This window comes from Paraburkholderia flava (genome assembly GCF_004359985.1).
GTDB classification, from domain to species: domain Bacteria; phylum Pseudomonadota; class Gammaproteobacteria; order Burkholderiales; family Burkholderiaceae; genus Paraburkholderia; species Paraburkholderia flava.
The window spans coordinates 55259-70808 of sequence record NZ_SMRO01000005.1; the positions used below are offsets into that span (position 1 = coordinate 55259).

Here is a 15550-nt window from a genome sequence, read left to right on the forward strand (position 1 = left end):
GATGGCCTTCTGCATTGCCGCGTGTTCGACCGGACCGCATTCGATCGTCGATACGCCGATGGTCGCGCCGGTTTCGTCAGCGCCGCTCAACGTTAACACGCAGGGCGCGATCTATCAGGCAGGCAGTTCGCTGCTGCTGTACGAGACGCCGCGCGCGCAGCATCTCGGCGACGTGCTGACGATCCGTCTCGCCGAGTCGTATAGCGGCAACAGCAACTCGAATGCGTCAGCGAGCCGGTCGAGCGACATCAGCGCGCAGGCCGCCGATCAATCGACGAACGCCGCAGCGAAGCTCGCGAAGCTGTTCAACATCGGCTCGGCGAGCACGACGTTCAAGGGGCAGGGCAGCGTCTCGGATACGACCGGCATGTCGGGCACGCTCGCCGTGACGGTGATCGGTACGATGCCGACCGGCAACCTCGTCGTGTCGGGCGAGAAGATCATCGCGATGAACGGCAATCACGATCGACTGCGGTTATCGGGTGTCGTGAATCCGAAGGATGTCGAGGCGGGCAACTTCGTCGATTCGAGCAAGGTCGCAAATGCGAAGATCGAGCAGGCGGGTGAGGGGATGCTCGCCGATTCGACGACGATGGGCTGGCTGCAGCGGCTGTTTCTTAGCGTGCTGACGTTCTAGGCGGCAAGCAAAAAGGGCGGCTGGTGCCGCCCCTCTTCTTTGTGCTTCTGCCAATGACGAGTTACGGTTGCGCAGCCTGCTGCGCAACTTCGGGCGCATCGACATAGCGTTCCGCGAATCCCACTTCACCTTGCGGGACGAACACGTACCCGTGCCCCCACACCGTCTGCACGTAACGCGGCTCCGACGGATCGGTTTCGATCAACCGCCGCAGACGCCAGATCGACACGTCGAGACTGCGGTTCCGATACGCGCCACCGTGGCCGTACAGCTTCTCGATGATCTGCGCGCGCGTGAGGATCGTCATCGCGTGATTGACGAACAGCTTGAGGATCGCGAACTCGCTTGAACGCAGCGGAATGCGTTCGTCGTCGCGACGCAGTTCGCGTGCGGGGAAATTCACTTCGTACGGACCGAAGCGATACGGCGCACGACTTTCCGGCGCGCTCGACACCGGGTTGCCGCGTCGTCGCAGTACCGTGCGGATGCGCGCGACCAGCTCGCTCGGATCGAATGGCTTGCCGAGATAATCGTCGGCGCCGAGTTCGAGGCCGATCACGCGATCGATCACGTCGTTACGCGCGGTGAGCAGGATCACCGGGATGTCGTCGCCGCTCGCACGCAATGCGCGCAGCGCACTGATGCCATCCAGCTCCGGCATCATGATGTCGAGCACGACGAGCGCGGGTCGCTCGATCTGCAGACGGCGCTGCAACGCGAGGCCATCGTGCAGCACCGACACCGCGTAGCCGCGCGCCTGCAGATATTCGCGCGTGACGTCGCGCACCACGGAATCGTCGTCGACAAGCAGGATATGTTGGCTCATGCAGGAAATCCTAAGTGATGAGGACGCGTGCCGGAAGCACGCAAATCTTTCGTTTTCTTTCCTCGGTGCGCGTTTGCCGAAGCAAAACGCACGACGTCAAGACTTCGCGAGCCGGCGCGAGGATCGCCGGTGCGCTGCGTTTCATGCGTGCTTCAATCGTTGCGCGACGCCTGCAGCGCGGGTTTGTCCTGCTCATGCCGGTCGACCACCATCTTCGAGATCAACCCGCCGAGCTTCACCGAGGCAGTCGAAAAACGATCGGTCGCAAGGCCGCGTGTCTCGTAACGCGCGGTCACAACAACATGACCGCGCTGGAGCAAGGTCAGGTCGATCGTCGACAGATAGGCGGTGGGTTGCTCGCTGAACGCGCGTTGTCCGTAATCGATCGCCGCCGCGTAGACCAGCAGCGCTTCGCAGCCGGGCGGCGACGTGCCGGGGTTGTACAGATCGGAGTGCACGCCGCGCTCGGTCAGCACCGTCTGCAGCGCAGGCACGAAGTCTCCGGTCGTGACGGTCTGGTTCAGTTCGATGCAGACGTGCGGCACGTCGAGCGGTTTGCCCGTGACGTAGGCCGGCGACGAGTAATGCGTCGCGGCCGCGTAGCCCGCCTGGATCACCGAGCCGGTCGCATCGACGATCGAGATCAGCGTCCAGGCGCAGCCGTTCAGCGTGAGCGTCGCGATGACGAGCACCAGCGCGGCCGAGAGGCGCACGCTGCACGACGAGCGACGACGGCGCGGTGACAACGCGGAACATGGCACGGAGTAAGAGACAGGGCGTATGGCGAGCCGCATCGGACGTCGCGGCTCAGCGTGCGATGCGACGCGCAGCCGACAAAGCGGAAGCCGCGAAAGGCGGCCGGCAGGCGAGGCGGTGGTTCGGCATGAGCGCGGAATCCGGTGGCGGTCAGTAGCGGTAATGAGCGGTCACTAGCATGACGTACCGAACGAAACGGCACGTGACGCATGACGCGGGCACATCGCTATCGTCGCCGGTCGACGCAAAATCAAAACGACGAACAGCCTGTCCGGAAGCCAAATGCTTTCCAGGTCTTGCCGTTTGTTTCGGAGGTTTTCTTGCGCGCGAGCGTTCGGTTGCGATTAACCGAGCGTCAGTCCGCCATCGATGTGAATCACCTGACCGGTGATGTGACGCGCTTCGTCGGAGAGGAGGAAGGCGATCAGCGCAGCGATGTCGTCGGGCTCGGCGATGTGGCCGAGCGGTGTCGCCTGCGCGGCGCGGGCCCATGCGGGCGCATTCTCTGCGCTGGGGCCGTGATCCTTGCGCGTGTAACCGGGTGCCACGCAATTCACCGTGACGCCGTGCGGCGCGAGTTCAGCTGCTGCGGTTTTTGCAAGCGACTCGATCGCCGCTTTCGCGGCAGCAGTGGCCGCGAACGGCGTGTCCCTACGATAGCGATGCGCGACGAACGAACTCAACGCGACGACCCGACCGCGCGACGATGTTTCGAGCGCGGGTGTCGCGCGCCGCACGAGCGCCGCGAAAGCTGCCGGCATCGCGGCGAATGCATCGGCGAACGTGTGTGCGTCGAGTGTGCCGAGGGTCTGCCGTTGAGCATGTCCTGCATTCGCGACGAGTTGATCGAGTGCGCCGAATGCAGCGAGCGTCTGATGGACGATGTGTTCGGCCGCGCCCGGTTCGGCGAGATCGCCGTAGACGGTCGAGCAGAGTGCGCCCCGCTCGATGCAGTCGACGGCAACCGCGTCGAGCCGGTGCCGCGCATCGGCATCCGCGCCGCGTGCGTGCAGCATCAGCGAGACGCCGGGTGCCGCGAGCCGTCGTGCGAGCGCCGCACCGATGCCGGAGCCCGCGCCGGTGATCAGCACCACGCGTTGTGCGGATCGCGGCGCGATGTCGCTCATGCGGCGACCGGCTCGTCGCTACGCTGGACCTCGAGCGTTTCTTCGTGGAACGAGGCCAGCGATTCGCGGTGTGCGACGCTGACGATCGCGGCCTTCGGCAGACGCTCGGTGAACAGATGATAGAGACGCGCTTCGTTGTCCGCGTCGAGCGCGCTCGTCGCTTCGTCGAGGAACAGATAGTCCGGCTTGTGCAGCAGCACGCGCGCAGCCGCGAGACGTTGCTGCTCGCCCGGCGACAGGATGCGCGTCCAGTGGCCGGATTCCTCGAGGCGGTCCGCGTACTCCGACAACCGGCAGACGCGCAGCGCCTCGGCGCATTCGTCGTCGCTGAAGGTGCTGGCCGGCGACGGGTAGGTGAGCGCGGCCTTCAGCGTGCCGATCGGCAGATAGCTCTGCTGCGGGATGAACATCATCCGCGCATCGACGGGCGCGTCGATCGAGCCGTCGCCGAACGGCCACAACCCGGCGAGCGCGCGCATCAGCGTGCTCTTGCCGGACCCGGACGGGCCGCGCACGAGCCAGCGCGAACCGGGCTTGATCGCGACGTTGCGGATCGTCGACAGCGCGTTGCCGTTCGGCAGCGCGAGCTTCAGGTCGCTGGTGGTGAGGCCGACGGAATCGATGTAGTGCAGCTTGATGCCGCCGTGTTCGGTGGCCGGCGACACCGATTCCTTCAGACGCGGTGCATGGACGATGCGCTTGAATTCGCGCAGCCGGTTCACAGTGGCGCGCCATTCGACCAACGTGCTGTAACTGTTGATGAACCACGAGAACGAATCGCTGACGGTGCCGAAGGCCTGCGAGATCTGCATCAGCACGCCGAAGCTGAACGCGCCGGCGAAGTAGCGCGGCGCGGCGACGACGAGCGGGAAGATGATCGCGATCTGGCCGTAGAACGCCAGCACGAACGTCAGCCGCTTCGTGTACTTCATCACGGCCCACCAGTTGTCGCGGATCCGGCTGAACAGTCCCTGCGCGCTGCTTTTCTCGGTTGCCATGCCGTCGTAGAACGCGATCTGTTCGGCGTTCTCGCGCAGCCGGATCAGGCCGAAACGGAAGTCCGCCTCGACGCGCTGCTGCTGGTAGTTGATCGACACCAGCGGATGACCGACCTTCTGGATGATCAGCGAACCGGCGACTGCATACAGCGCGGCGGCCCACACCATGTAGCCGGGAATCTGCAGCGGCATGCCACCGAGCGTGATCGACAGCGCGCCTGCGAGCGACCACAGGATCGTGATGAACGAGACGAGCGTGACGAGTGTCGAGAGCAGATCGAGCGTCAGCGACAGCGTCGTCGTTGCGAACGATTGCAGGTCGTCGCTGATCCGCTGGTCGGGGTTGTCCGCAAGGCGGTCGCGTTCGATCCGGTAGAACGCGGCATCGCCGAGCCATTCGTTCAGGTAGCGCGTGGTCAGCCACTGGCGCCAGCGGAAGCCGAGCATCTGGCGCAGATACCGGCCGTACACCGCGAGGATGATGAAGCCGAACGCGAGCGCAGTGAAGATGCCGAGCAGATGCGGGAAGTCGTGGACGTTCTTGCTCTGCAGCGCGTTGTAGAAGTCGGCGTTCCAGCGGTTGAGCCGCACGTTGATCCACACGACGAGCAGATTGATCACGATGATCGTGACGAGCAGCCCCCATGCAACCTTGCGTTCCTCGGACACCCAGTACGGCTTGATGAGGCTCCACGCGGACACGCGATCGTCTTTCGGCGGGATGCTGCTGGAAGGGAGTGTGGTGGTCATGAGCATCCTGATGATGTGCCGGCTCAGGGCGGGTTGCGGTGGCGCGTCGCAGGATGCAGCGATTGCCGCGACGCGCGTGACGTGGCGATTCTCACGCGACCCGCTTAAGCCAGTCTTAATGGTTACGCGGCCCGGCGATGCAACTGCGCCGGCCCGCGCGGCCTCGGTTCACGGCATTGTGCCAGAGCACCGTGACTCGCCGTATTTGCAGCGGCCGGTGACTAACACCGGGCTCCCCGCCGAGGGCGCCGCCCCCCGTTTGCGACCGTCCGGCGTTTTATGGTCTAATGACCTTCGACGAAACAGGGGTGCTTCGCGCGCTGGCCACACGCCGCAGCGAGGCTGAGAGAGACCCTTCGCACCCGATCCGGGTAATACCGGCGCGGGAAGTTTCCGGAAGTCCTGTTGTCTTCCTTCTCCGCCGGACCGGCACCTCCACAAGGGTGCAGTCCGGCCGGCCTCGCCCGCCGGTTTCGTCCTTGGGTACGTGCGCTTTCGCCGTACGGAAAGGAACCGATGAGCGCTTATTCTTCAGTCTTTTGTTTCGCCTGCGTGCCGCTGTCGCTGCGCTTTCGTCCGGCGGTCGCGCGATGAACGCTGCCTTGCACGTTTCCGCCAACCGGCCGGATTTCGCGGTGATCGGCGGGGGGCTGTGCGGACGGCTCGTCGCGTGGCATCTCGCGGGGGCGGGGCATCGCGTTGCGCTGTACGAGCGCGGCGATGCGTCGGGCTCGCAGGCGGCTGCGTGGGTCGCGGCGGCGATGCTCGCGCCGCTCGCCGAAGCCGCGAGCGCCGAACTGCTGATCACGCAACTCGGCGCCGCGTCGCTCGAAACCTGGCCGCGTCTGCTTGCCGAACTTCCGCAGCCGGTGTTTTTTCAGCGCAACGGCACGCTCGTCGTGTGGCATCACGCGGATCGCACCGAGGCTCCGCTGTTCGAACGTCGCGTGCGCGCGAATGCGCCGGCTGAGTGGTTCGATGGTGCTGACGGGAGTGGTTTCGTCGCGCTGTCCGGTACGCAACTCGGTGCGGCCGAACCGGCGCTCGCCGGGCGCTTCTCGCAAGGCTGGCTGCTGCCGCGCGAAGGACAACTCGACAACCGTCAGGTGCTCTCTGCGCTCGCGGCCGGACTCGCGGCACGCGGCGTCGAACTGCACTGGAACACGCCCGTCGACGATCGCGCGATGCCGGACGCGCACGTCACGATCGACTGTCGCGGCCTCGGCGCGAAACCCGTGCTGCCGACGCTGCGCGGTATTCGCGGCGAAGTCGCGCGGGTGCACGCGCCGGGCATTGGGCTCACGCGTCCGGTGCGGCTGCTGCATCCGCGCTATCCGCTCTATATCGCGCCGAAGCAGAACGACCTATACGTGATCGGCGCGACGGAAGTGGAAGGCGAGGACATGTCGCCGATGTCGGTGCGCTCCGCGCTCGAATTGCTGAGCGCTGCGTTCTCGGTGCATCCGGCGTTCGGCGAGGCACGCATTCTCGAACTGAACTCGCAGTGCCGGCCGACGCTGCCCGACCATCGTCCGGCGCTGGTGTGGAACGGCGCACGCACGTTGCGCGTGAACGGCCTGTACCGGCACGGCTACATGATCGCGCCGGAAGTCGCCGACGAGGCCGCGCGTTTCGCGGCGGCGCTGCTCGACGGACGTGTCGCCGACACCGACACGTTTGCGAACTGGCAACGCGACGCGCGCTGGAGCGAGCTGTTTCATCTCGATGCACTGAGCCAGCCGGACCCGGCACGCGAACCGGCATGACGCCGATGACCGCAAGCAATAACGAACGCAATAACGAAGACCCGCATTCGACCGACACACCATGAACATTCACATCAACCAGAAGCCGCTGACCTTGCCCGACGACGCGACCGTCGCCGATGCGCTCGCCGCGTGGGGCGCGCAGCCGCCGTTCGCGGTCGCGCTGAACGGCGACTTCGTCGCGCGCACGCAGCATGCGGCGCGCGCGCTGCAGCCGGGCGACCGGCTCGACGTCGTGCAACCCGTCGCGGGCGGCTAAGCCGCGCCCCGCACAGTCAGACGCAAGGATTCAACATGACTTCCCTCGCTTCCATTCCTGCTTCCCCGGCGCCCGTCGACGCGCTTCGTCTGTACGGCGAGACGTTCGCGAGTCGCGTGCTGCTCGGCACGTCGCGCTACCCGTCGCTGCAGTCGCTGTCCGATTCGATCGACGCCGCGCGGCCCGGCATGGTGACCGTCGCGCTGCGCCGGCAGATGAACGAGGGCGGCGCCGAAGCCGGCTTCTTCGATCTGCTGAAACGCCACGGCGTGCCGCTACTGCCGAACACGGCCGGCTGCCTGACGGTCGGCGAAGCGGTGACGACCGCGCAGATGGCGCGCGAAATTTTCGAAACGGACTGGATCAAGCTCGAACTGATCGGCGACGACTACACGCTGCAGCCCGACCCGATCGGCTTGATCGAAGCGGCAACGCTGCTCGTGAAAGACGGCTTCAAGGTGCTGCCGTATTGCACCGAGGATCTCGTGATCGGTCGTCGTCTGCTCGACGCGGGTTGCGAGGCGCTGATGCCGTGGGGCGCGCCGATCGGCACCGGCAAGGGCGTCGTGAATCCGTACGGATTGCGCGTGCTGCGCGAGCGTCTGCCGGACGTGCCGCTGATCGTCGATGCGGGGCTGGGTGTGCCGTCGCACGCGTGTCAGGTGATGGAGTGGGGCTTCGACGGCGTGCTGCTGAACACGGCGGTGTCGCAGGCCACACATCCTGCGGCGATGGCCAGCGCGTTCGCGCTCGCGACCGAAGCCGGACGTGCCGCGTGGGTCGCGGGTCCGATGGCCGAGCGCGAAACGGCGCATGCGAGCACGCCGGTAGTCGGCATGCCGTTCTGGCATCAAGACGGGAGCGCCGCATGACGCAGACTCTGCCGCTGTCCGGCCGCGACCTGTTCTGGCCGCCCGCCGACGAACTCACCGAAGCCGCCGAGCGCATCCGCGCGCGACTCGGCGACTGGCCGCCGACGCACGCGCCGTGGCGCATCTGCCTGACCCCGCCGGACGATGCGAACGGCGGCGACCTGATCGTCATCTCGGATGAGCAGCACCACGGCGACCACGTCGCGCGCTGGCTCGTGCATGGCGCGGGCGTGATCGAAGCGGCGGCCGGCACCGCGACGCTGCATCTCGGCGGCGAGCGCTATCAGCTTGAAGGCACGCTGCCGGAAGACTGGATCCCCGCGCTGGCCGCGTTCCTCGACTGCGGGTTCGTGCCGCACGATGCGCTGGTGCTGGCGCTTGCCTGGCGCGACGGCGACGAGCGCAAGACTGCCGATGCCTGGCCGACCGATCTCGCGCGCTTTCCGCGCGTGGTCGGGCTGCCGGCAGCGCCCGAGCAGCCGTTCGCGCGCTGCCCGGACCGGCTGGGTCTCTATCCGGTGCTGCCGGACGCGGGCTGGGTCGAGCGCGTGCTGTCGTTCGGCGTGAAGACGGTGCAGCTGCGTCGCAAGACGACGCGTGCAGGCGAACTCACCCCCGAACTCGCGGACGACATCGCCCGCTGCGTCGCGGCCGGCCGCCGTCACGACGCGCAGGTGTTCATCAACGATCACTGGCGCGGCGCGCTCGACGCAGGCGCCTACGGCGTCCATCTCGGCCAGGAAGATCTGCATACGGCCGATCTGCATGCGCTGGCCGCAGCCGGCATCCGCCTCGGCCTGTCGACGCACGGCTACTACGAAATTCTCGTCGCGCTGCATTTCCGGCCCAGCTACATTGCACTCGGCGCGGTCTTCCCGACCACGACGAAAACGATGCCCACTGCGCCGCAAGGGCTCGCCCGGCTCGCCCGCTACGTGAAGCTGCTGGACGGCGTCGTGCCGCTCGTTGCGATCGGTGGAATCGACGGCGGCGTGCTGCCGGACGTGCTCGCGACAGGCGTCGGATGCGCGGCCGTGGTCCGCGCGGTCACCGAGGCCACCGACCCGGCTGCTGCTGTTTCCGCACTGCAGCAGGCGTTTACGCAATAATCGTCCGACGTTGCGGTATCCGGGGGGCCTGTCACGACAGATTTTTCATGATGGCCCTATAATTCGGCCTTCGTGTAAATGGACTGTCAGCTACGTGCCTTCCACTTCTGAGCCCCTTCTCGAGCTGCGCGACGTCGACTTCGGTTATGGCGACCGCCTCGTCCTGTCGAACCTGAACCTGCGCTTCCCGCGCGGTCAGGTGGTGGCGGTCATGGGCGGCTCCGGATGCGGCAAGACGACCGTGCTGCGGCTGATCGGCGGCCTCGTCAAGGCGAAGCGCGGCCAGGTGCTGTTCCACGGCGAGGACATCGGCAGGCAGACGCGCGACGGCCTCTACGCGCTGCGCCGCAAGATGGGCATGCTGTTCCAGTTCGGCGCGCTGTTCACCGACATGTCGGTATTCGAGAACGTCGCGTTCGCATTGCGCGAACACACCGACCTCCCCGAAGAACTGCTCCGCGATCTCGTGCTGATGAAGCTCAACGCGGTCGGTCTGCGTGGCGCGCGCGATCTTGCGCCGTCCGAAATTTCCGGCGGCATGGCGCGGCGCGTGGCGCTTGCCCGTGCAATCGCGCTCGATCCCGAACTCATGATGTACGACGAACCGTTCGCCGGCCTCGATCCGATTTCGCTCGGCATCACGGCGAACCTGATCCGCGCGCTGAACCAGGCGCTCGGCGCGACATCGATCCTCGTTACGCACGACGTGCCCGAATCGTTCGCGATCGCCGACTACGTGTACTTCCTCGCGAACGGCGGCGTGCACGCGGAAGGCACGCCGGCTGAACTGCGCGCGTCGACGGACGAAACCGTGCGCCAGTTCATCGACGGCGCGCCGGACGGTCCGTTCAAATTCCACTACCCGGGCAGCGCATCGCTGGCCGCGGATTTCGGCATCGGCGGAGGCTCGGCATGATCAGCGCGATCGGACGTTCGGTGATCGGCGGCCTGAGCGGCGCGGGCTACGCGGCGCGGATGTTCGCGCGCCTTGTGCTCGAATTTTTCCCGCTGCTGCGCCGGCCGCGCCTTGTCACGAAGCAGATCCATTTCGTCGGCAACTATTCGCTGGTGATCATCGCGGTGTCGGGGCTGTTCGTCGGCTTCGTGCTCGGGCTGCAGGGCTACTACACGCTGAACCGCTACGGCTCCGAGCAGGCGCTCGGGCTGCTGGTCGCGCTGTCGCTGGTGCGCGAACTGGGGCCGGTCGTCACGGCGCTGCTGTTCGCGGGCCGCGCGGGTACGTCGCTCACCGCCGAGATCGGTCTGATGAAGGCCGGCGAGCAACTGACCGCGATGGAAATGATGGCGGTCGATCCGTTGAAGGTCGTCGTCGCGCCGCGCCTGTGGGCCGGCATCATCGCGATGCCGGTGCTGGCGGCGATTTTCAGCGCGGTCGGTGTGATCGGCGGCTATGTGGTCGGCGTGCTGATGATCGGCGTCGACTCGGGTGCGTTCTGGTCGCAGATGCAGGGCGGCGTCGATGTGTGGCGCGACGTCGGCAACGGTGTGATCAAAAGCATCGTGTTCGGTTTCGCGGTAACGTTCATTGCGCTGTTCCAGGGCTACGAAGCGAAGCCGACCCCGGAAGGCGTATCGCGGGCGACGACGAAGACTGTCGTGTATGCGTCGCTCGCCGTGCTCGGTCTGGACTTCCTCCTGACCGCGCTGATGTTCAGCTAAGATCCGTGCCCCGCGCACCCGCGTGACGGCGCCGAACGGCGCCATGCGGTGTGCCGGACGCAGCGGCGGTTTCTCTTTGGGATGACGATGAAAAAGACTGCTCTCGACTTCTGGGTCGGCCTGTTCGTGGTGCTGGGCTTCGTCGCGCTGCTGTTCCTGGCGCTGAAGGCCGGCAACATGAGTTCGCTGTCGTTTCAGGCCACGTACCCCGTGAAGCTGAAGTTCGACAACATCGGCGGGTTGAAGCCGCGCGCGCCGGTGAAGAGCGCGGGCGTGACGGTCGGCCGCGTGGAGTCGATCGGCTTTGACAGCAACGCGTATCAGGCGGTCGTCACGATCGATATCGACAAGCAGTACCAGTTTCCGAAGGACTCGTCGGCGAAGATCCTGACGTCCGGGCTGCTCGGCGAGCAGTACATCGGCCTCGAGCCGGGCGGCGACACCGAAATGCTGAAAGCGGGCGACACCATTGCAATGACGCAGTCCGCGATCGTCTTAGAAAATCTGATCGGACAATTCCTGTACAGCAAGGCGGCGGATTCGGGCGCCGCCAAAACCCCCGCGCCCGCGCCTGGCGCTGTTGCACCGGCGCAGCCCGCCTCAGGCGCGGCCGCCGGCCAATAAGGAGAACCAGAAAATGAAGACGTTGCGCGTCCGCAATGCGGCACTCGTGCTCGCGGTGGCGACGCTCGCCGCCTGCTCGACCGTCCAGACGCCGATCAAGGAAGATCCGCTCGAAGGCTTCAACCGCACGGTCTTCAAGTTGAACGACACGGTCGACGAATACGCACTGAAGCCGGTCGCGAAGGGTTACGTGTTCATTACGCCGCAGCCGGTACGCGACAGCGTGACGAACTTCTTCTCGAACATCGGCGACGTCTACACCGCAGCGAACAACCTGCTGCAGTTGAAGATCACCGACGGCGTCGAAGACATCATGCGGGTCGTGATCAACACGATCTTCGGTGTCGGCGGTCTGTTCGACGTCGCGACGCTCGCGAAGCTGCCGAAGCACAACAACGACTTCGGTCTGACGCTCGGTCACTACGGCGTGCCGGCCGGTCCGTACCTCGTGCTGCCGCTGTTCGGCCCGAGCACGGTGCGCGACACGGTGGGCCTCATCGGCAACTACTACATCAGCCCGTTGAGCTACGTCGATCCGGCGTGGCTGAGCTGGTCGCTGTACTTCCTGAACGTCGTCAACACGCGGGCGAATCTGCTCGGTGCAGGCGACGTGCTGAACGGCGCCGCGCTCGACAAGTATTCGTTCGTGCGTAACGCCTACCTGCAGCGCCGCAAGTATCAATTGACCGACGGTTCGAGCGCGGCGGGTCTGCCGGATTACGGCGACGGCGCGCCGCCGCCGAAGTATGAAGATGTCGACGACGCTGCGGCGGCAGGCACGGCAGGCACGGCAGGTGCGGCGGCGGGTGCATCGGCAACGGCGGCGCCTGCAGCGGCTGCGTCCGGCGCGGCGGCTCCGACGTCCGCATCGGGCGCCGAAGCTCCGAACCCCGCGTCGAACACGAATGTGCCGGCCGGCGACATGGTGCCGCCGGCGCGTTTCGGGTATCCGTCGCTGAAGCTGCGTTGATCATCGCCGGGGACGCAACCCCGGTAACACCTCGATACGACTGTCGCAGTTTCATCGCGGCAGTCGATGAACTCGCGCAACGTGGGTGGTTCAAAGAGTTGCGCTAATTCTCCCAGCAGAGTCCGATATGAAAAAACTCCTACTTATTCCGCTGTTCGCTGCGTTTCTCTCGTTTGCCGGCATCGCGTCCGCGCAAACCGTCGACAGCAACTCGCCTGATGGCCTCGTCAAGACGGTGACCCAGCAGGTCATCGACACCATCCGCAGCGACAAGTCGATCCAGCACGGCGACATCAACGCCGTGACGAAGCTCGTCAACGAAAAGATCCTGCCGTACACGGATTTCCGCCGCACGACGCAGCTCGCGATGGGCCGCAACTGGCGCACCGCGACGCCGGAGCAGCAGTCGCAGGTGGTCGAGCAGTTCAAGATGCTGCTGATCCGTACGTACTCGGGCGCGCTCGCGCAGGTGAAGGACCAGCAGATCCAGTGGCGTCCGTTCCGTTCGAATCCGGACGACACCGACGTCGTGGTCCGCTCGGTCGTGATGAACAACGGCTCGCCGATCGAACTCGACTACCGTCTGTACAAGACGCCGCAAGGCTGGCGCGTGTACGACATCAACGTGCTCGGCGCGTGGCTGATCCAGGCGTACCAGCAGCAGTTCAACGAGCAGATCCAGCAGCACGGCGTCGACGGGCTGATCCAGTTCCTCACGCAGCGCAACCAGCAGCTGGCTGCGGGCAAGCAGTCGTGAACAACGCGGCGAACAACCCGGTGAGCACCTTCGAAACCGGCGCCACGCTGACCCACGCGAGCGCGAAAGCCGCGCTCGCGGCGGGTCTCGATCGGATCGCGGGCGGCGCCACCGGCGTCGACTGCGCACCGCTCACGCAGTTCGATTCGTCCGCGCTCGCCGTGCTGCTCGCATGGCAGCGCGCCGCGCAGAAGCGCGGCGCCGCACTCGCTATCGTCAATCTTCCGGCCGGACTCGCCAGTCTCGCCCAGGCCTACGGCGTCGACACGCTGCTGTCGTCGCGACATTGACGCTCCACGCGTCGTCCTCAATTCCCCAGGGCGGAGTCGGGTAACCGACTTTGCCCTATAATCAAACGCTTTTTTGGGGTCTGCCGACGTCTGAAGACGTCTAACACCGGCCCCAATTTTCGTTTTTTCCCCGCAGTTTTGCTCCTAAAGGCGCCGCCGACGAAAGCGGCGCACCGTCATGCCAGCGATAGATATTCGTAACGTCAAAAAGCGCTACAAGGATTTGCAGGCGCTCAAGGGCGTCAGCCTCGCCATCGAAGAAGGCGAGTTCTTCGGGTTGCTCGGCCCGAACGGCGCCGGCAAGACGACGCTGATCAGCATCCTCGCAGGACTCGCGCGCGCCGATGAAGGCTCGATCGCCGTGCGCGGCCACGACGTCGTCGCGGATTTTCGCGATGCGCGCCGCGCGCTCGGCGTCGTGCCGCAGGAACTCGTGTTCGATCCGTTCTTCACCGTGCGCGAGACGCTGCGCATCCAGTCCGGCTATTTCGGTCTGCGCCGCAACGACGCGTGGATCGACGAGGTGATGGCGAATCTCGATCTCACCGATAAAGCCGACGTGAACATGCGCGCGCTGTCGGGCGGGATGAAGCGTCGCGTGCTGGTCGCGCAGGCGCTCGTGCACCGGCCGCCGGTGATCGTGCTCGACGAACCCACCGCGGGTGTCGATGTCGAGCTGCGCCAGACGCTGTGGAAATTCATTTCGCGGCTGAACCGCGAAGGTCACACGATCGTGCTGACCACCCACTACCTCGAAGAAGCCGAGTCGCTGTGCGATCGCATCGCGATGCTTCGTCGTGGCGAAGTGGTCGCGCTCGATCGCACGTCGGCGCTGCTGCAGCGCTTCGCGGGCACGCAGCTGTATCTGCGCTTTTCTCAAGGCGTGCTGCCCGCCGAACTGCGTTCGCTCGCGGTCGATCCGACCCAGACACAAGCGCCTCAGCAACTGCTGCGGCTCGCCAGTTACGACGACGTCGAGCGGATTCTTGCGCAATGTCGCGCGGCCGGTTGTACATTCGAAGAAATCGAAATCCGCAAGGCGGATCTCGAGGACGTGTTCGTTCAGGTGATGAACGGGCCGGAAGTGATCGAGGGGCTTGCATGAGCGGCTATAGCGGATTCGGTACGCTGTTCTACAAGGAAGTCCTGCGGTTCTGGAAGGTATCGTTCCAGACGGTGCTTGCGCCGATCATCACCGCGCTGCTGTATCTGACGATCTTCGGCCACGCGCTGCGCGATCACGTGCAGGTATACCCTGGCGTGCAGTACACGAGCTTCCTGATCCCCGGCCTCGTGATGATGAGCGTGCTGCAGAACGCGTTCGCGAACAGTTCGTCGTCGCTGATCCAGTCGAAGATCACCGGCAATCTCGTGTTCGTGCTGCTGCCGCCGCTCACGCCCTGGGAAATGTTCGGCGCGTATGTACTCGCTTCGGTGGTGCGCGGCCTCGCGGTCGGTCTCGGCGTGTTCGTCGTGACGGTCTGGTTCGTGCCGATGAGTTTCGCGGCGCCGTTCTTCATCGTCGCGTTCGCGATCCTCGGCTCGGCGATCCTCGGCACGCTCGGATTGATCGCCGGCATCGTCGCCGAGAAATTCGACCAGCTCGCCGCGTTCCAGAATTTTCTGATCATGCCGCTCACGTTCCTGTCGGGCGTGTTCTACTCGACGCATACGCTGCCGCCGGTATGGCGCGAAGTGTCGCGGCTGAATCCCTTTTTCTACATGATCGACGGCTTTCGCTTCGGGTTCTTCGGGATGTCGGACATTGCTCCGCTCACGAGCCTCGCGATCGTCACCGGTTTCTTCGTGGTGCTGGCCGTACTCGCGATGCGTCTGCTCGCGTCCGGCTACAAGCTGCGCCACTGACGAGGAGCACTTCCATGTTGCCCACTCCCGAACAGGTCAAGCAGTACATCGAGGCAGGCTTGCCCTGCCAGCATCTCGAAGTCGAAGGCGACGGCCAGCATTTTTTCGCGACCATCGTCTCGCCCGACTTCGAAGGCAAGCGGCTGATCCAGCGCCATCAGCTCGTGTACGCGGCGCTCGGCGACCGCATGCGCGAAGAGATTCACGCGCTCAGCATGAAAACGCTGACGCCCGCCGAATGGCAGAACGGATAATCTGGAACA

At 65.4% G+C, this 15550-nt stretch carries 18 protein-coding genes and 1 riboswitch; of the genes, 14 read left to right on the plus strand and 4 right to left on the minus strand.

The window, feature by feature from the left end; all coding sequences use genetic code 11:
• Nucleotide 1: 1 nt before the first annotated feature.
• Nucleotides 2–637 carry a flagellar basal body L-ring protein FlgH gene (locus E1748_RS30650; RefSeq protein ID WP_240766875.1) on the plus strand — a complete coding sequence of 212 codons (636 nt, stop codon included), beginning with the start codon at nt 2–4 and terminating at the stop codon, nt 635–637.
• A 61-nt stretch (nt 638–698) separates the two neighbouring features.
• Here the strand turns inward: E1748_RS30650 and E1748_RS30655 are convergent, their stop codons facing one another.
• The 4 genes from E1748_RS30655 to E1748_RS30670 all read right to left on the minus strand — a co-directional run bounded on the left by E1748_RS30655 (nt 699) and on the right by E1748_RS30670 (nt 5094).
• Entirely contained in the window at nt 699–1463 is a 765-nt protein-coding gene (locus E1748_RS30655) for a response regulator (RefSeq protein ID WP_133651063.1), read from the minus strand.
• Nucleotides 1464–1615: 152 nt separating this feature from the next.
• Entirely contained in the window at nt 1616–2176 is a 561-nt protein-coding gene (locus E1748_RS30660; protein WP_133651064.1) for a hypothetical protein, read from the minus strand.
• A 387-nt stretch (nt 2177–2563) separates the two neighbouring features.
• Nucleotides 2564–3346 carry an SDR family NAD(P)-dependent oxidoreductase gene (locus E1748_RS30665; RefSeq protein WP_133651065.1) on the minus strand — a complete coding sequence of 261 codons (783 nt, stop codon included), beginning with the start codon at nt 3344–3346 and terminating at the stop codon, nt 2564–2566.
• Nucleotides 3343–5094: an ABC transporter ATP-binding protein/permease gene (locus tag E1748_RS30670; protein ID WP_133651066.1), complete on the minus strand. Its 1752-nt coding sequence runs from the start codon at nt 5092–5094 to the stop codon at nt 3343–3345. Before E1748_RS30670 ends, E1748_RS30665 begins: the two co-directional genes overlap by 4 nt.
• A 294-nt stretch (nt 5095–5388) precedes the next feature.
• A riboswitch (TPP riboswitch) is annotated at nt 5389–5500 on the plus strand.
• Nucleotides 5501–5684: 184 nt separating this feature from the next.
• Between E1748_RS30670 and E1748_RS30675 the strand changes: the two genes are divergently transcribed.
• From E1748_RS30675 to E1748_RS30735, 13 genes are all read left to right on the plus strand, one after another.
• On the plus strand, nt 5685–6860 hold the full coding sequence (locus E1748_RS30675; RefSeq protein WP_205965329.1) for an FAD-dependent oxidoreductase: 1176 nt from the start codon (nt 5685–5687) through the stop codon (nt 6858–6860).
• A gap of 61 nt (nt 6861–6921) precedes the next feature.
• The gene (thiS, locus tag E1748_RS30680; protein WP_133651067.1) at nt 6922–7119 is read left to right on the plus strand and encodes a sulfur carrier protein ThiS; all 198 of its coding nucleotides are present in this window, start codon (nt 6922–6924) and stop codon (nt 7117–7119) included.
• A 35-nt stretch (nt 7120–7154) separates the two neighbouring features.
• Nucleotides 7155–7991: a thiazole synthase gene (locus E1748_RS30685; RefSeq protein ID WP_133651068.1), complete on the plus strand. Its 837-nt coding sequence runs from the start codon at nt 7155–7157 to the stop codon at nt 7989–7991.
• Nucleotides 7988–9100: a thiamine phosphate synthase gene (gene thiE / locus E1748_RS30690; protein WP_133651069.1), complete on the plus strand. Its 1113-nt coding sequence runs from the start codon at nt 7988–7990 to the stop codon at nt 9098–9100. The genes E1748_RS30685 and thiE overlap by 4 nt, the downstream gene beginning before the upstream one ends.
• 94 nt (nt 9101–9194) lie before the next feature.
• Nucleotides 9195–10016, plus strand: coding sequence for an ABC transporter ATP-binding protein (locus E1748_RS30695; protein WP_133651070.1), 822 nt, complete (start codon nt 9195–9197; stop codon nt 10014–10016).
• The gene (mlaE, locus tag E1748_RS30700; RefSeq protein WP_133651071.1) at nt 10013–10780 is read left to right on the plus strand and encodes a lipid asymmetry maintenance ABC transporter permease subunit MlaE; all 768 of its coding nucleotides are present in this window, start codon (nt 10013–10015) and stop codon (nt 10778–10780) included. The genes E1748_RS30695 and mlaE overlap by 4 nt, the downstream gene beginning before the upstream one ends.
• Before the next feature lie 87 nt (nt 10781–10867).
• Nucleotides 10868–11404: an outer membrane lipid asymmetry maintenance protein MlaD gene (mlaD, locus tag E1748_RS30705; RefSeq protein WP_133651072.1), complete on the plus strand. Its 537-nt coding sequence runs from the start codon at nt 10868–10870 to the stop codon at nt 11402–11404.
• A gap of 13 nt (nt 11405–11417) precedes the next feature.
• On the plus strand, nt 11418–12374 hold the full coding sequence (locus E1748_RS30710) for an MlaA family lipoprotein (RefSeq protein WP_133651073.1): 957 nt from the start codon (nt 11418–11420) through the stop codon (nt 12372–12374).
• A 127-nt stretch (nt 12375–12501) separates the two neighbouring features.
• Nucleotides 12502–13131 carry an MlaC/ttg2D family ABC transporter substrate-binding protein gene (locus E1748_RS30715; RefSeq protein ID WP_133651074.1) on the plus strand — a complete coding sequence of 210 codons (630 nt, stop codon included), beginning with the start codon at nt 12502–12504 and terminating at the stop codon, nt 13129–13131.
• Between the two features lie 20 nt (nt 13132–13151).
• Nucleotides 13152–13421 (plus strand): STAS domain-containing protein, encoded by a 270-nt coding sequence (locus E1748_RS30720; RefSeq protein ID WP_420819364.1) that lies wholly within the window; start codon nt 13152–13154, stop codon nt 13419–13421.
• A 178-nt stretch (nt 13422–13599) separates the two neighbouring features.
• Nucleotides 13600–14526 (plus strand): ABC transporter ATP-binding protein, encoded by a 927-nt coding sequence (locus E1748_RS30725; protein WP_133651076.1) that lies wholly within the window; start codon nt 13600–13602, stop codon nt 14524–14526.
• Nucleotides 14523–15287: an ABC transporter permease gene (locus tag E1748_RS30730; protein ID WP_133651077.1), complete on the plus strand. Its 765-nt coding sequence runs from the start codon at nt 14523–14525 to the stop codon at nt 15285–15287. The genes E1748_RS30725 and E1748_RS30730 overlap by 4 nt, the downstream gene beginning before the upstream one ends.
• 14 nt (nt 15288–15301) lie before the next feature.
• Nucleotides 15302–15541, plus strand: coding sequence for a BolA family protein (locus tag E1748_RS30735; protein ID WP_133651078.1), 240 nt, complete (start codon nt 15302–15304; stop codon nt 15539–15541).
• The last annotated feature ends 9 nt before the right edge of the window (nt 15542–15550 follow it).

Excerpts from the sequence above, each read along its gene's own strand:
- E1748_RS30650 (WP_240766875.1), top strand. The coding sequence starts at position 2 with ATGGCCTTCTGCATTGCCGCGTGTTCGACCGGACCGCATTCGATCGTC.
- E1748_RS30655 (WP_133651063.1), bottom strand. The coding sequence starts at position 1,463 with ATGAGCCAACATATCCTGCTTGTCGACGACGATTCCGTGGTGCGCGAC.
- E1748_RS30665 (WP_133651065.1), bottom strand. The coding sequence starts at position 3,346 with ATGAGCGACATCGCGCCGCGATCCGCACAACGCGTGGTGCTGATCACC.
- E1748_RS30670 (WP_133651066.1), bottom strand. The coding sequence starts at position 5,094 with ATGACCACCACACTCCCTTCCAGCAGCATCCCGCCGAAAGACGATCGC.
- E1748_RS30675 (WP_205965329.1), top strand. The coding sequence starts at position 5,685 with ATGAACGCTGCCTTGCACGTTTCCGCCAACCGGCCGGATTTCGCGGTG.
- thiS (WP_133651067.1), top strand. The coding sequence starts at position 6,922 with ATGAACATTCACATCAACCAGAAGCCGCTGACCTTGCCCGACGACGCG.
- E1748_RS30685 (WP_133651068.1), top strand. The coding sequence starts at position 7,155 with ATGACTTCCCTCGCTTCCATTCCTGCTTCCCCGGCGCCCGTCGACGCG.
- thiE (WP_133651069.1), top strand. The coding sequence starts at position 7,988 with ATGACGCAGACTCTGCCGCTGTCCGGCCGCGACCTGTTCTGGCCGCCC.
- mlaE (WP_133651071.1), top strand. The coding sequence starts at position 10,013 with ATGATCAGCGCGATCGGACGTTCGGTGATCGGCGGCCTGAGCGGCGCG.
- mlaD (WP_133651072.1), top strand. The coding sequence starts at position 10,868 with ATGAAAAAGACTGCTCTCGACTTCTGGGTCGGCCTGTTCGTGGTGCTG.
- E1748_RS30710 (WP_133651073.1), top strand. The coding sequence starts at position 11,418 with ATGAAGACGTTGCGCGTCCGCAATGCGGCACTCGTGCTCGCGGTGGCG.
- E1748_RS30715 (WP_133651074.1), top strand. The coding sequence starts at position 12,502 with ATGAAAAAACTCCTACTTATTCCGCTGTTCGCTGCGTTTCTCTCGTTT.
- E1748_RS30725 (WP_133651076.1), top strand. The coding sequence starts at position 13,600 with ATGCCAGCGATAGATATTCGTAACGTCAAAAAGCGCTACAAGGATTTG.
- E1748_RS30730 (WP_133651077.1), top strand. The coding sequence starts at position 14,523 with ATGAGCGGCTATAGCGGATTCGGTACGCTGTTCTACAAGGAAGTCCTG.
- E1748_RS30735 (WP_133651078.1), top strand. The coding sequence starts at position 15,302 with ATGTTGCCCACTCCCGAACAGGTCAAGCAGTACATCGAGGCAGGCTTG.